The organism is Paraburkholderia sp. SIMBA_030, assembly GCF_046535245.1.
Taxonomy (GTDB): domain Bacteria; phylum Pseudomonadota; class Gammaproteobacteria; order Burkholderiales; family Burkholderiaceae; genus Paraburkholderia.
Window position 1 is genome coordinate 130,859 of sequence record NZ_JAWRXB010000001.1, and the last position, 14,092, is coordinate 144,950.

At 60.9% G+C, this 14,092-nt stretch carries 13 protein-coding genes and 4 tRNA genes; 5 read left to right on the forward strand and 12 right to left on the reverse strand.

Annotated elements, in window-relative coordinates:
- Nucleotides 1-360: 360 nt before the first annotated feature.
- Nucleotides 361-1,665, forward strand: coding sequence for an isocitrate lyase (gene aceA / locus SB772_RS00560; RefSeq protein WP_410831345.1), 1,305 nt, complete (start codon nucleotides 361-363; stop codon nucleotides 1,663-1,665).
- A gap of 241 nt (nucleotides 1,666-1,906) precedes the next feature.
- Here the strand turns inward: aceA and SB772_RS00565 are convergent, their stop codons facing one another.
- Both SB772_RS00565 and SB772_RS00570 read right to left on the reverse strand, forming a co-directional pair.
- A complete protein-coding gene (locus SB772_RS00565; protein WP_410831346.1) occupies nucleotides 1,907-2,341 on the reverse strand; it encodes a universal stress protein in 435 nt (144 codons plus the stop codon).
- Nucleotides 2,342-2,510: 169 nt separating this feature from the next.
- Nucleotides 2,511-3,413, reverse strand: a complete 903-nt coding sequence (locus SB772_RS00570) for a LysR family transcriptional regulator (protein WP_410831347.1) — start codon at nucleotides 3,411-3,413, stop codon at nucleotides 2,511-2,513.
- 151 nt (nucleotides 3,414-3,564) lie between these two features.
- On the opposite strand from SB772_RS00570, the gene SB772_RS00575 reads away from it, so the two are divergent.
- Nucleotides 3,565-4,350 carry a haloacid dehalogenase type II gene (locus SB772_RS00575; RefSeq protein ID WP_410831348.1) on the forward strand — a complete coding sequence of 262 codons (786 nt, stop codon included), beginning with the start codon at nucleotides 3,565-3,567 and terminating at the stop codon, nucleotides 4,348-4,350.
- Between the two features lie 89 nt (nucleotides 4,351-4,439).
- Nucleotides 4,440-6,041, forward strand: coding sequence for a malate synthase A (aceB, locus tag SB772_RS00580; RefSeq protein ID WP_410831349.1), 1,602 nt, complete (start codon nucleotides 4,440-4,442; stop codon nucleotides 6,039-6,041).
- Nucleotides 6,042-6,196: 155 nt separating this feature from the next.
- On the opposite strand, the gene SB772_RS00585 is transcribed toward aceB, so the two are convergent.
- On the reverse strand, nucleotides 6,197-6,598 hold the full coding sequence (locus SB772_RS00585; RefSeq protein WP_410831350.1) for a gamma-glutamylcyclotransferase: 402 nt from the start codon (nucleotides 6,596-6,598) through the stop codon (nucleotides 6,197-6,199).
- A 52-nt stretch (nucleotides 6,599-6,650) separates the two neighbouring features.
- Entirely contained in the window at nucleotides 6,651-7,145 is a 495-nt protein-coding gene (gene rraA, locus SB772_RS00590; RefSeq protein ID WP_410831351.1) for a ribonuclease E activity regulator RraA, read from the reverse strand.
- A gap of 131 nt (nucleotides 7,146-7,276) precedes the next feature.
- On the opposite strand from rraA, the gene SB772_RS00595 reads away from it, so the two are divergent.
- Nucleotides 7,277-8,158 carry an AraC family transcriptional regulator gene (locus SB772_RS00595; RefSeq protein WP_410831352.1) on the forward strand — a complete coding sequence of 294 codons (882 nt, stop codon included), beginning with the start codon at nucleotides 7,277-7,279 and terminating at the stop codon, nucleotides 8,156-8,158.
- A 22-nt stretch (nucleotides 8,159-8,180) separates the two neighbouring features.
- Here SB772_RS00595 and SB772_RS00600 read toward each other — a convergent pair whose 3' ends face one another.
- The 8 genes from SB772_RS00600 to SB772_RS00635 all read right to left on the reverse strand — a co-directional run bounded on the left by SB772_RS00600 (nucleotide 8,181) and on the right by SB772_RS00635 (nucleotide 12,624).
- A complete protein-coding gene (locus SB772_RS00600) occupies nucleotides 8,181-8,645 on the reverse strand; it encodes a GNAT family N-acetyltransferase (protein WP_410831353.1) in 465 nt (154 codons plus the stop codon).
- 157 nt (nucleotides 8,646-8,802) lie between these two features.
- A tRNA-Asp gene (locus tag SB772_RS00605) sits at nucleotides 8,803-8,879 on the reverse strand.
- Nucleotides 8,880-8,961: 82 nt separating this feature from the next.
- Nucleotides 8,962-9,037 (reverse strand) — tRNA-Glu (locus tag SB772_RS00610).
- A gap of 60 nt (nucleotides 9,038-9,097) precedes the next feature.
- Nucleotides 9,098-9,174 (reverse strand) — tRNA-Asp (locus SB772_RS00615).
- An 83-nt stretch (nucleotides 9,175-9,257) separates the two neighbouring features.
- Nucleotides 9,258-9,333, reverse strand: a tRNA-Glu gene (locus SB772_RS00620).
- A 487-nt stretch (nucleotides 9,334-9,820) separates the two neighbouring features.
- Nucleotides 9,821-10,009: a hypothetical protein gene (locus SB772_RS00625; RefSeq protein WP_341315169.1), complete on the reverse strand. Its 189-nt coding sequence runs from the start codon at nucleotides 10,007-10,009 to the stop codon at nucleotides 9,821-9,823.
- 268 nt (nucleotides 10,010-10,277) lie between these two features.
- Nucleotides 10,278-10,487 carry a hypothetical protein gene (locus SB772_RS00630; protein ID WP_410831354.1) on the reverse strand — a complete coding sequence of 70 codons (210 nt, stop codon included), beginning with the start codon at nucleotides 10,485-10,487 and terminating at the stop codon, nucleotides 10,278-10,280.
- 1,156 nt (nucleotides 10,488-11,643) lie between these two features.
- Nucleotides 11,644-12,624: an aldose 1-epimerase gene (locus SB772_RS00635; RefSeq protein WP_410831355.1), complete on the reverse strand. Its 981-nt coding sequence runs from the start codon at nucleotides 12,622-12,624 to the stop codon at nucleotides 11,644-11,646.
- A gap of 339 nt (nucleotides 12,625-12,963) precedes the next feature.
- Between SB772_RS00635 and SB772_RS00640 the strand changes: the two genes are divergently transcribed.
- Nucleotides 12,964-14,016 (forward strand): LacI family DNA-binding transcriptional regulator, encoded by a 1,053-nt coding sequence (locus SB772_RS00640; protein WP_410831807.1) that lies wholly within the window; start codon nucleotides 12,964-12,966, stop codon nucleotides 14,014-14,016.
- Nucleotides 14,017-14,092 lie beyond the last annotated feature (76 nt).

The following is a 14,092-nucleotide window of genomic DNA, read 5'->3' on the forward strand; positions in this document are numbered from 1 at the left end:
GACGGCCCCGCCGTTCGTCAGTCGGAAGAAACCGGTGCTCATGCGCCGGTTTTTTTTCGCCAGGCATCGAAATTTCACGATGTGGAAAATTTTTTTGCGTCGTAAAAAATCGTGCTGCACGGCACAACACGAACCATTGCGAGATGGAAAAACACGTTTCTTAATGCGGAACGTACGACATAAGCAACTGATTTAAAACAAATATAAATATTCAAAAAACGCTCCCAAGTGGCTATTGCCCGATCAGTGATTTGCCTAGACTCTTATATAAGACTTCGCGAAACGAAACGCCTAACCGGCCAGCCGCTTCGACGAAGACAGAGTTCACCAATCCATCTTCAGGCAACCAAGGAGCACACCATGTCCCGCGAACAGCAAGCCAAGCAACTCCAACAGCAATGGGAAACCGATCCGCGCTGGAAAGGCGTGAAGCGCACGTACACCGCCGACGACGTGGTGCGCCTGCGCGGTTCGGTGCCGGTCGAGCACACACTGGCCAGGCGCGGCGCGGAAAAACTGTGGGAATCGATCCATAACGAGCCGTTCGTCAATGCCCTCGGCGCGCTGACCGGCAACCAGGCCATGCAGCAAGTGAAGGCCGGCCTCAAGGCGATCTATCTGTCGGGCTGGCAAGTGGCGGGCGATGCGAACGTGGCCGGCGAAATGTACCCGGACCAATCGCTGTATCCGGCGAACTCGGTGCCGCTCGTCGTGAAGCGCATCAACAACACGTTGACGCGCGCCGACCAGATCCAGTGGTCGGAAGGCAAGAATCCGGGCGACGAAGGCTATACCGACTACTTCGCACCGATCGTGGCCGACGCTGAAGCCGGTTTCGGCGGCGTGCTGAACGCGTTCGAACTGATGAAGGCGATGATCGAGGCCGGCGCTGCGGGCGTCCACTTCGAAGATCAGCTCGCTTCGGTGAAGAAGTGCGGCCACATGGGCGGCAAGGTGCTCGTGCCGACCCGCGAAAATATCGCCAAACTGACCGCCGCACGTCTTGCCGCCGACGTCTCCGGCACGCCGACCGTGCTGCTGGCTCGCACCGACGCTGAAGCCGCCGACCTGATCACGTCGGATGTCGACGACAACGACAAGCCGTTCCTGACGGGTGAGCGCACGGTGGAAGGGTTTTATCGTACGAAGCCGGGTCTGGAGCAAGCGATCTCGCGCGGTCTCGCCTATGCGCCGTATGCCGACATGATCTGGTGCGAAACCGGCAAGCCGGACCTCGAGTTCGCGAAGAAATTCGCCGACGCGATCCACAAGGAATTCCCGGACCAGCTGCTGTCGTACAACTGCTCGCCGTCGTTCAACTGGAAGAAGAACCTCGACGACGCAACGATCGCCAAGTTCCAGCGCGAACTCGGTGCGATGGGCTACAAATTCCAGTTCATCACGCTGGCCGGCTTCCACGCGCTGAACTACTCGATGTTCAACCTGGCGCACGGCTATGCCCGCAACCAGATGACCGCGTTCGTCGAAATGCAGCAGGCCGAATTCGCGGCTGCCGAAAAGGGCTTCACCGCTGTGAAGCACCAGCGCGAAGTCGGCACCGGCTACTTCGACGCCGTGACGCAAACGGTCGAACGCGAAGCATCGACGACCGCGCTGCACGGCTCGACGGAAGACGAACAGTTCTTCGACAAGAAGGTCGCGTAAGTCATAGCGCGGTCCGATCGCAGGAACGGCAAGGCAGACAGACGAAAAACGGCCCCGCCAGAGGGCCGCCGTCAGGGAGGAGAACAACAGTCCGCAGAGCTAGAGCCCTCAGGGCCGGAATCCGGGAGACAGTGTCCACACAACTGATCGTGCGGCAACGCATACCTCGCGCCGGCCTTATCGCCGGCGTTTTTTTGCTATGCGCACACGCAGAACAGGACCGTAATCAGGACAGTCAGGCTCAGCGATACACGATCACAGGGATTTTCGTATGCGTGAGCACCCGCTGCGTTTCGCTGCCGATCAGCAGGCTGCCAAGACCGCGCCGTCCGTGCGATGCCATGAAAATCACGTCGCAGCCGCCCCGCTCGGCCGCTTCGATGATGCCGAGATACGGCGCCGGGTGCACGCTGGTGCGGCTGTCGAACGCAACGCCCACACGGCGCGCGGCCAGTTCCACTTCCCGCAGATGCACGCGCGCTTCGTGCTCGCTGCGCTGCTGGAACTCGGCCGGCGGTTCGATCACGACTTCGGAGAACGGCGAGTACGGATATTGCGGCAGACACGCGTAAGCGGTCACGCGTGCGCCGACGGCCTGCGCAAGATCGATGGCGCCGTCGATCGCTTTACGTGACAGGTCTGAACCATCGGTCGGAACCAGGATATGCCTGAACATGATGCCCTCCGTCGCCGTGCGGCTCGCCGCGCGGCGTCAGCGTCCAACGAGCCCGGCAGAAAGCCGCTGAAATCGATTGTAGTGCGCCGAAATGATGCGCAAGGCGCGCCTGCGGGTCTGTCCGCATATCGGAAACCCCTTGCGCGGCATCGTCTGACCTTAGCGGGCTTCAGCTCCAGTAACCGGGATCGCCATACGTATGCTTGAGAAAGTCGAGAAAGAGCCGCACCCGCAACGGCAAATGACGGCGCTGCGGAAATACTGCATGGATGCCGATCGGCGGCGCGGCGAATTCGTCGAGCACGCTCACCAGCCGCCCGGCTGCGATATCGGTGCCGACTTCCCACCACGAGCGCCATGCGAGGCCATAACCTTCAAGGCACCACTCATGCAGCACCGCACCGTCCGAGCATTCCATCGTGCCGGACACCTTGATCGAGACCACCTTGTCGCCCTGCTGGAACATCCAGCCGCGCTGCTGGTTGGCGCTCGCACCGAGCGCGAGGCAGTTGTGGCGGGCGAGATCGGCCAGGGTATGCGGCGCACCGCGCCGGCTCAGATACGACGGCGAGGCGACGCACACGCGGCGGTTTTCGCCGAGCTTGAGCGACACCAGCGACGAATCCGGCAGCTCGCCGAGCCGCACCGCGCAATCGAAACCTTCGTTGACCAGATCGACCAGCCGGTCGGACAGATCGAGCGTGATCGACACATCCGGATGTGCGACGGTAAAGGCCGGCACGAGCGGCGCGACGTGCCGGCGCCCGAAACCTGCCGGCGCGGACAGCCGCAAATGGCCGCTCGCCTTCACACCGCCCGCCGACACGCTGGCCTCGGCGTTCTGCATATCGTGAATGATGCGCTGGCAGTCTTCGAGAAACGCCGATCCTTCGAAGGTCAGCGTGATCTTGCGAGTGGTGCGCACCAGCAGCTTGACGCCGAGCCGCTCTTCGAGCGCGTCGATGCGGCGGCCGATAATCGCGGGCGCGACGCCCTCGGCCAGCGCTGCGGCGGACAGGCTGCCCTTGGCCGCGACGGCTACGAAAGTCTCGATCTGCTTGAAACGGTCCATAAGTGGGCGGAGCCGCAACGGTGCGGGAAAGTGGGCGGTGCGCGTCAGATTAGGTGCATGAAAGTAAAAGATCAAGTGATCTCCAGCCTCTTTTTTAGCATAGACCATCACTAATACAATCTGTCTCGACCTCTGATAGGAGCGCACGGCAATGTCGGCCACAACGACACTTTCCCCCCAAGCAGTGATTTTCGATGCATACGGCACGCTTTTCGACGTGCATTCGGTGATCGCTGCCGCTGAGCAGATGTTTCCCGGCCACGGCGACGCGCTCTCGCAACTGTGGCGCCTCAAGCAGATCGAATACACGCAATTGCGCACGCTTGCCGACCCGGCCGGCGCACATTACCAGCCGTTCTGGGACATCACGATCGACGCGTTGCGCTTCGCCGCGAAGAAGCTTCAGCTCACGCTCAATCGCGCCGCCGAGAAGCGTCTGATGGATGAATACGCGTGCCTGTCCGCGTTCCCCGATGCCGTGCCCGCGCTGCGCCAGTTGCGCGAAGCGCCCTCCGCGCTTGCGGGCAACAAACATGGCGTGCGGCCCGGTCTCGCGATCCTCTCGAACGGCAATCCGCAAATGCTCGATATCGCCGTGAAGAGCGCCGGCATGACGGGCCTGTTCGACCATGTTCTTTCCGTCGACGCAGTGCACGCCTATAAACCCTCGCCCGCCGCTTACGCGCTCGGCACGCAAGCCTTCGACGTAGCGCCGCGCGAGATCGTCTTCGTGTCGTCGAACGGTTGGGACGTGGCTGGCGCGACCTGGTTCGGCTTCACCACTTTCTGGCTTAACCGGCAAAACGCACCGGCCGAAGAACTGGGCGTCATGTCGCACGGCACGGGCGGGAGCATGAGCGACCTGCTCGCTTTTCTGAAGACCCTCGCGTCGCCCGAACGGAGTAGCAGCCGCACGCGCCACAGCCCTGGCGCCTGACGGCAAATTCGCAACCGATTCGTACGACGCATTTCGAACCGCATTTTCTACATTTGCATCATTACCATCTGACCGACCAAGGAGAAACCATGGCGAACACGCTTTCATCGTCGCAGCTGCCGCAGGGCATGGACATCACGGCTGAGATCAAGCCGGGCTTTGAAACCATCCTCACGCGCGAAGCGCTCGAACTCGTCGCTGCGCTGCATCGCACCTTCGAACCGCGCCGTCAGCAGTTACTGCAAGCACGTGTCGAGCGCACCAAACGGCTCGATGCCGGCGAGCGTCCCGACTTCCTCGCCGAAACGAAGAGCGTGCGCGAAGGCAACTGGAAGATCGCGCCGTTGCCGCAGGACCTGCAATGCCGCCGCGTGGAAATCACCGGTCCGGTGGAGCGCAAGATGATCATCAATGCGCTGAATTCGGGCGCGGATTCGTACATGACCGACTTCGAAGATTCGAATGCGCCGAGCTGGGATAACCAGATCACCGGCCATATCAATCTGAAGGAAGCAGTGCGCCGCACGATTTCGCTCGAACAGAACGGCAAGTCGTACAAACTGAACGACCGGATCGCCACGCTGATCGTGCGCCCGCGCGGCTGGCACCTCGACGAAAAGCACGTGACGGTGGATGGCCAGCGCGTGTCGGGCGGCATTTTCGACTTTGCGCTGTTCATGGTTCACAACGCGAAGGAACAGGTCGCGCGCGGCACGGCGCCTTACTTCTATCTGCCGAAGATGGAAAGCCATCTCGAGGCGCGTCTTTGGAACGACATTTTCGTCGCCGCGCAGGAAGCGGTCGGCATTGCGCGCGGCACGATTCGCGCGACGGTGCTGATCGAAACGATTCTCGCCGCATTCGAAATGGACGAGATTCTGTACGAACTGCGCGAACACAGCTCGGGCCTGAACGCCGGCCGCTGGGACTACATCTTCTCGGCGATCAAGAAGTTCAGGAGCGACAAGGATTTCTGTCTCGCCGACCGCGCGCAGATCACCATGACCTCGCCGTTCATGCGCGCCTATGCGCTGCTGTTGCTGAAGACCTGTCACCGCCGCAACGCACCGGCGATCGGCGGCATGAGCGCGCTGATTCCGATCAAGAACGATCCGGCGGCCAACGACCGCGCAATGGGCGGCGTGCGTTCGGACAAGGCGCGCGATGCGGGCGACGGTTACGACGGCGGCTGGGTCGCGCATCCGGGCCTCGTGCCGATCGCGATGGAGGAGTTCGTCAAGGTGCTCGGCAACAAGCCGAACCAGATCGGCAAGCAGCGCGGCGACGTGCTCGTTACGGCCGCCGATCTGCTCGACTTCCGTCCCGAAGCGCCGATCACCGAAGCGGGTCTGCGCAACAACATCAACGTCGGGATTCACTACCTGGGTTCGTGGCTCGCGGGCAATGGTTGCGTGCCGATCCACAATCTGATGGAAGATGCGGCAACCGCTGAGATCTCGCGCTCGCAGGTGTGGCAATGGATCCGCTCGCCGAAGGGCAAACTCAACGACGGCCGCAAGGTCACGGCGGAACTCGTGCGCGAGCTGTCGGCACAGGAACTCGCCAACGTGAAGCAGGCGGTCGGCGGCAATACGAAGCCATACGAGCGTGCCGCACAGATCTTCGAAGAGATGTCGACCTCGGAACAGTTCACCGAGTTCCTGACACTGCCGCTGTACGAGGAAATCTGAGGCTTTTGAAAGGCCTCATGCATCAGCAACCGACGACGTCGTATCAGGCCCGCTTTCGCCAGCCACGCAAGGAGTGAAAGCGACCTGAGTCGCAAGGCTGACCGACCGGGCGGCCCGACAGGCTTATGCTTGCCGGGCCGTTTTTTTGCGTTCGGCTAGCGCGTGCTGCGATGCTCGACCCAATCGCCCGAGCGGATTTCCTGCTGGCCTTTCACGGCTTTAGGGGTCACCGGGTAGAAACGGCAATTCACCGCGTTGCCGTCCACTTTCACCATGACTTCGCGCGCGAGAAAGAGACTCTCCACACCGGGATACACCCGTTCGATTTCATCGAGTACCGCGACCAGTTCATCGTCGATCTCGTACACATCACCTTTAACGTCGATGCCCGCTTCGTCGACGACGAGGCCGGGATACGAGCCGAAATCGAACAGATGCCCGCGGACGGTAGCCGTGCCGAGCAGGTTCGGCGCGGCAATGTCGTGCCGCGCCGCAGCCTTGCTGATGTCGTTCACTTCACCGGCCCGCAATGTGCCGTATACAAAAACGGTCTGCATCGTCGTTTGCTCTCCTTGATTGAGTGTTTCGCCTGCCTGCAATTCAGTTCGTTCAGTTCAGCGCGGTGCGCGCTACCAGCACGCCGTCGATATCCGCATAGATCCATTCGCCTGGGTGTACCGTCGCGCCCGGCAATTGCACCGGCACGTCGCGCTCGCCGGTACCGCGCTTCTGGCCGCGTCGCGGACACGTTGCCAGCGCGGCCACGCCGACATTGGCTTCATTGAGCTCCAGCGTATCGCGCACACAGCCGTTCAGCACAATGCCCGCCCAGCCATTTTGCTCCGCGAGCTGCGCGAGATTGCCGCCGACCAGCGCGCAGCGCAGACTCCCGCCGCCGTCGATTACCAGTACGCGGCCTGCACCCTTCTCTTCGAGCGTGGCACGCACGAGCGCATTGTCTTCGAACACCTTCAACGTGACCGCCTCCCCGCTGAAGCACTCGGTGCGACTGAACAGATGAAAGACCGGCTCGAGCACGCGCAACGTACCGAGCGACAGTTGGTCCTCGTGCGCATCGCACAAGTCCGCGGTTGCAAAGCTCATGGGGTTCTCCTTGGGATCAGCGCAATCGGGACATTATGCAGCGTCGAATCTCCCGCAACCTACAATGAGAAACCCGCGCCGTTTTTGCGTTCCGCGCTTTTGAGTTCCGCCTAACTGGATCGATCTTCACCATGAATGTGTCCGCCGACTCCGACCAGTCGAGCTTCGTCCACTTTGCCGACATTCCGCCGGCATTCCAGCCGACGCCGACGCACCCGATCCGCGTGCGCTCGCGGCCGATGCCTTCCGGCTGGCGTATTGCTCGTCACACGCACGCGTGGGCGCAGGTCGCGTATGCGTCGCGCGGCGTGCTGCGGGTCGCGACGACCGGCACGACGTGGATGGTGCCGCCGTCGCGGGCGATCTGGGTGCCGCCGCATGTGACCCATGAAGTCGTCGCCGTCGAAGACGCGTTCCTGCGCACGCTATACATCACTGAAAGCACCGTGCCGCCTGGGCTCGATACGCCACGCGTGGTGGAAGTATCGGATCTGCTGCGCGAGGTGATCGCCGCGCTCGACACGCCCGGCATCCCGGCGACGCGCGAACAACTGCTCGGCGCGCTCGCGCTCGACGAGCTGACGCGTTCGGAGCCGCTGCCGTTATCGGTGCCGATGCCCAACGAGAAGCGCCTGCGCGCGCTGTGCGAGGCGGTGATCGCGGACCCGACTCACGGCGAATCGCTCGAGCAATGGGCGTCGAGCGTGGGCGCGAGTACGCGCACGATCGCTCGGCTGTTTCGTCAGGAGTTAGGCGTGAGCTTTTCGCAATGGCGTCAGCAGGCAATTCTGGCACGCGCGATCCCGCTCCTGAGCCAGGGGCGGCCGCTATCGCATGTCGCGCTGGAGTTGGGCTACCAAAGCCAGAGCGCGTTCTCGGCGATGTTCCGGCGAGCCTTTGGCGAAAGTCCACGGGCGTTCATCGAACGGGGCTCGGAACATCGTGCGGAAAATGGTGAACGCAGCGATGAAGAGACGGACGACGAGGCGGCGCAAAACCGAACGGATGCGTGAGCGATGCCGGCATCGTTAAGCTTCAAACGCGTCGCGCCAGATGCCGGATCGCGCCGAGTTGCGCGAGACGTGGCCCGGTCAGCTTATAGCCCTTGCGCTGATAAAGCCGCGCGGCGGGATTGTCGACGAAGACGCGCAATTGCAGCTCGCGCAGCCCGCGCTCACGCGCCCATTGATGCGACATATCCAGCAGAAACGTACCGGCGCCCAGCCGCCGATGTCCCTCGGCAATCTGCACGTCACGGATATGCAGCGAATCGCCTTCTTGCGTGATCCGCAGCACGCCGATCGGCTCACCATCCATTTCGAGGATGAAGTTCTCCGACTCGCGCCAGCTGCCAAGAAACAGATCGCTGCGCCAGACCAGATGATGCCGGCGATAGTAGCCGCCCATATTGTTGCGAGTCAGCGCCTCGGCGAACTCGAAATCGTCCATGCTGGCCGTGCGCAGATAAAACGATGACGGAGCTTCGGTTGGATCGAACATGACGGAACGACGAAGAAGAGTCGGCTCAACGGTAAAACAGGCCGCGCGTGCTGGCAATGGCTGTTTGTCCCGAGCATACCCGGACGATACCCAGACAGCCCCGAATGCGGAAATAATAAAAAAAGCCCACTTCTTGCGAAGTGGGCTTTCTAGAATCTGGCGGAGCGGACGGGACTCGAACCCGCGACCCCCGGCGTGACAGGCCGGTATTCTAACCAACTGAACTACCGCTCCAGATTTTTGCACCGTGGCTTGTGAGCTTTGCTCATTTACCAATTGCACCGCTCATACTGCTGACCGAACGACGCTGATGTCCTGGCGTCCCCTAGGGGATTCGAACCCCTGTACTCACCGTGAAAGGGTGATGTCCTAGGCCTCTAGACGAAGGGGACAACGTACGCTTACATCTTTAATGAAAAAGCCCGTTCAAGTTTTTATGAACGGGCTTTGTCTGGCGGAGTGGACGGGACTCGAACCCGCGACCCCCGGCGTGACAGGCCGGTATTCTAACCGACTGAACTACCACTCCAGTCTTTACACCCTGGCTTGCGAGCGTCGGTTATTTCTCTGCAAGCTGCACCGCTTTTACTGCTTCCAAGCGACGCTGATGTTTGGCGTCCCCTAGGGGATTCGAACCCCTGTACTCACCGTGAAAGGGTGATGTCCTAGGCCTCTAGACGAAGGGGACATAATCTTTTCAGATCTGTCTTTAACTCGCAGTCAACTCACGCTAACTTGTCAGTTACTTCGTTTCGTCAACTGCGAAGACCGCTATTCTAACTACGTTACAACTGTTTGTGAAGACTTTTTTGCTACAGCTTCTGAATCACTTCAGACACTTTTTTGCAACATCCCCCTACAGAAACCACTTGCGGGGCACGTTGCTGAATCGTCAGCAGCGAAAAACGCAATTATACGCACCCATTTTGCCGTTCAGCAAGTATTTTCTGCGGGCTCTCACTCATCTGCGCCCTCAGCGTTTCGACTTGCTTCTCGAACCAAGCCGCGTTCGCCTAACAAACAGACCTGACGGGCGGCACAACAGCAAAAGCTGTCGACGCACGTTGCGGATGGCCCGCCCAATATTTCGCATGATTTCGGAAATCGTCCTGAAGCTCGGTTGAAACGGGCGGAGAGCGTCTTGGGCGACGACGGACGCACGCCCCCGGTCGAAACTATTGCGCCGAAGTCAGCCTCAGTCCGGGGCGCAACATCTGGGTGTTCTCCTGTTGCCCTTTGCGTTGATCGGATACCTCCTCAATGCCCTTTCTTGTTACCTCCTCGAGAAAGGTCAAACGGGCCCGATAATAATCCGCACGGAGTTGGGCATCCAGCACCTGTTGCTCAGCCCGAAACAGCTCCATACGCAACTCGTTTAGCGCGCTCAGCCTGTTTCTCCGGAGTTGGGGCGTACTGTGAAGCCCAATTTGCAATCCATCGCAGCATGATAAGGCCCTCCCCTCTTCAGGTGCTTTTCGATAGTCGCCAAAACATACTTTCGCGCTCTCACCGCATGCTACGAGCGCCACCGGTCACTCCACTCATGTCGTGAGTCGGGAATTCTTCGAATTGTTCAGGCCGTTTTCTACCTTTCGTACAGGCACGGCCGGCTGATCATGACGCGGTAATACGTTAGTGCTTGCGGCCGAAGCACGCCTGAGCAGCTTCGGCCGGCGACAGGCCAGCGTTGAAATAGTCCCGAAGACACTTTAGGGTCGCAGTGTCGGGATGATAGGGCGGGTGGATAAATTTCGCCTGGACGGCTTCGTCGTACCAGGCATGCGTCCACTGGTCCAGCCCCGGCTCGTGCGTTAGCGATATATATTTCGATTCGTCGAACATAACGATTCTCGATAGCGCAGTAGACGCGTTCGCCGTGAATGATCGCGCGGATACTGCAGCCGATCCGGCGGCCCAACGTTGCCTGATACCGCGCAACTCTGTCTGCAAATTTCCGACTCTTCACACTAGCCGAACATAGCCTATCAAAATGCGTCGCGTACGATTGTTAACTAGTGTCAGTACGTGTCAGCACTCGGCCTTGCCGAAAAAATAACGCATAACATTCATCCATGGCACGGGGCTCCCGGCGTTCCCACAGGACTTCCGCGAGCAGATAGCCGAGCCAGAAAGCATGCGCACACGGCGAACTCGATATCTGGTCGGCTGCGCTGTCCCTTCGTGCAAGCGACCGTCTGGAATCTGTGGCGACGGCGCCCGCAACGACCGACGCAAACGGCAGGCGCCGCGGCGCTCGCGGTTCGTCTGTGCCTCACCCGTGCGTCGCGCGAAAGACGTCGTTCAGCGCTAACGCCCGACACCCCTGCGGCCGGCACCGGCAACCGTTCGACACGGCCAGTTCTGAAGTCGGCCGATGCAGCCCACGCCGAAGGGAAGATACGATAATGCTGCGACGCAGCATCCGGTCTATTTTTGGTCTATATTGGTTACTTGAAACGAGATCGGAATCGCAGCGCCTCCCTGCGATGAGATCGGTTCGCGATACAGATCGCAAGTGGAGATCCGGATGCTCGACGCTGAAATTGCCGTAACGCTGCTCAACAGGTGGTGGCGCGAGGTACCAGGACGCGCAGCACTCACGAGTCTCGAACTTCTTCGTGAGGGCGGGCTTATTTTTGTACACCAGCGCGGCCACATGCTGACGGAAGGGCCAGACGGTGACGCATGTGACGTCGAGTCGCTTCTCTTCCCTGACGGGTCGCGTGCAATGCGGATCGGCACTCGAAATCCCCCTCCAAACTGGACAAAGTGGGCTGCGTTCGATCCGGTGCGTGAACTCTCTTCTACGCTTTCAAATTCCAGTTAGTGCGTTGGCAACATCCGTCCGCGTGGAGGCAGTCAGCTCGCCAGTACGTATTTGAAAAAAACGCCATACCGCTGTATGGGTGGAGCTTGAAAAAATGATGCTGCCAGCGTCCGCTCACATGCAGCACTCATGAGATCGAACAGCGCGAATAGCGTGACAATGCCTCGCGAACTAGCCTCTTTGCGGCGTCCAGTTCAGCGTCGCGGCGATCGCCTCGCCCGGCTGCAACACGCAGCCGCCCACCTGCTCCCGCATGCCGATCGCGTTGAAGCAATCGGTGGTGTTGGTCACCGGTTCCACGCAAAGTTGCGTATCGCTGGCGGGCGCGAATATCACCATATGATCGAAGGGCGCATCGGCGGTCATCGTCAATTGACGGTGCTCGTCGGGCCACGCAATCGTCGCCTCGCGCGACCAGTTGGCGAAGTTGTTGTCGAGCGCGAATGCGTCCGGCGACATGCCGTGACGGAGCGCCTCGACCGCGGGATGCGGGCCGAGATGCGTAGGCAGCAGGTCCGCGTCCGCGTGCCACATGCCCTGCACATCGGCATAGACGCGGGTCTGCGCGGTGCGTGGATAGTACGGATGATGGCCCATGCCGAAGGGCATCGGCCGGTCACCCAGATTCTGCGCGGACAACGCGATGCGCAGCGCGCCGCCGATCAGTTCGATGCGCTGCCGCGCGCGATAGCGGAACGGCCAGTCACCGGGCTGCTGCGTATCCGGATCGTGTTCGAATTGCAATTCCACTGAGCGCTCCGTGCGCCCCCCCACCTGCCAGGGATGCCGCCACGCATTGCCGTGCAGCGCGTGCGCAAAACGCAAGTCATTGCCGCTCAGATCGACTATGCCGCCGTCGAACGGGAAGCGCGCGTCGCGAATCCGGTTGCAGTAGGGAAAAAGCGGGAAGCTCGCCATACGCAGCGGATCGCGCTCATCGAACGCCGCCTGCGTGGCCGGCCGCAGCCAGTGCAGCGGGCCTTCAGGCGTCGACTCATAGTAAGCCGCCAGCGCGCCGCCGACTTCAGGCGCTACCACCACGCGCATGGCGCCTGCCGTCAGCGTAACAAGCGCCGGCGCGATCGCGGGGTCGTCGAGCCACGCGAGATCGGTTACGAACGGCCGGGTCGGATTCAAGGAAACGTCGCGCATGATCAGAAAAGGCGGGGCCTCGTGCGGATGGCGGCATGAATGCCCATCGATGTCTCCTATGATGTGCCGCGCACAGCGCGCGGCCGGCGAACCGTCAGGGCTCGCGCGACCGAGAATCGCACGCCAAAGCACATCGGTCAATATTATTAGTAATATATTTACCAGAACGCAGCGAATCATGTCTTACCAAAAACGCCCAAATGGCGGGTTAGCGCGCGTTGCTGCGTGCATATTATTAGTGGTACCGTCAGCACCACCAATGCCACCGGCATGCTCCTGTTTTCGCGCCGCTGCAGCGCGGCCCGCACAATGAAAAAATCGACTCAACGCCATCCGACCATGACCGACATCGCCAAGCTCACGGGCGTGTCGCAATCCACTGTCTCGCTGGTCCTGAACAACGCGACCGGCGCGAAATTCTCCGAGACCACCCGCAACAAGGTGCTGAAGGCCGCGCACGACCTCGGCTACCGGCTTTCGCTGCGCGAGCCGGTATCGGCTTCGAACGATGAACGCAACCTGATTGTCTATCTGGCCGACGAGATTTCCACCAGTCCGCACCCGGTCGTCAACATCGACGGCGCGCGCGATGCGGCCTATGCAAGCGGCAAGATGCTCGCTGTCTACTCGACGCACGGCAATGCCGACATCGAAAAGCAGGTGCTCGACGCCACGCTGTCGAACCCGCACGTATTCGGCGTAATCTACGCAACCGTCTACACCCGCAAGGTCACCCTGCCGGCGGCGCTCTCGCAGGTGCCCACCGTGCTGCTGAACTGCTACACGAGCGAGGGCGGGTTTTCATCGGTGGTGCCCGCCGAGGTCGCGGGCGGGCATCTGGCGACCGACTATCTGCTGCAGTCGGGGCATCGGCGGATCGGCTACATCAACGGCGAGCCGTGGCAGGACGCCTCGAAAGACCGCCTCAAGGGTTATCGCACCGCGCTCGCCACCGCCGACTTGCCGTACGCGCCGGAACTGGTGCGTGACGGCGACTGGAGCTCGGGCGTCGGCTTCGAAATGACGCTCTCCATGATGCGCGAGACCCATCCGCCGACCGCCATTTTCTGCGCCAACGACCTGACCGCGCTGGGCGCGATCGAGGCGCTGAAGCAACTCGGCCTGCGCGTGCCCGAAGACGTTTCCGTACTCGGCTACGACGACCAGGAAATTGCCCGCCACACGCATCCGCCTCTGTCGACAGTAGTGCTGCCGAACTACGAGCTGGGACGCTGGGCCGTCGAAACCTTGCTGCAGGAAGAACACAACCGCGCAGCCGGCGCACCGGTGCGGCATCGGCTCGTGAAACTCGACGGACCGCTCGTCGAACGCGGCTCGGTCAGGGTAATTACCGAGACGGAAAAGCCGGCAATTAATATTATTAGCGATTGACCGATAATAATTCTCGATGAAATAATCAACACGTCCGGTCAGGGTGAAACAGCTTGGCCGACAGGAGAAACACTAA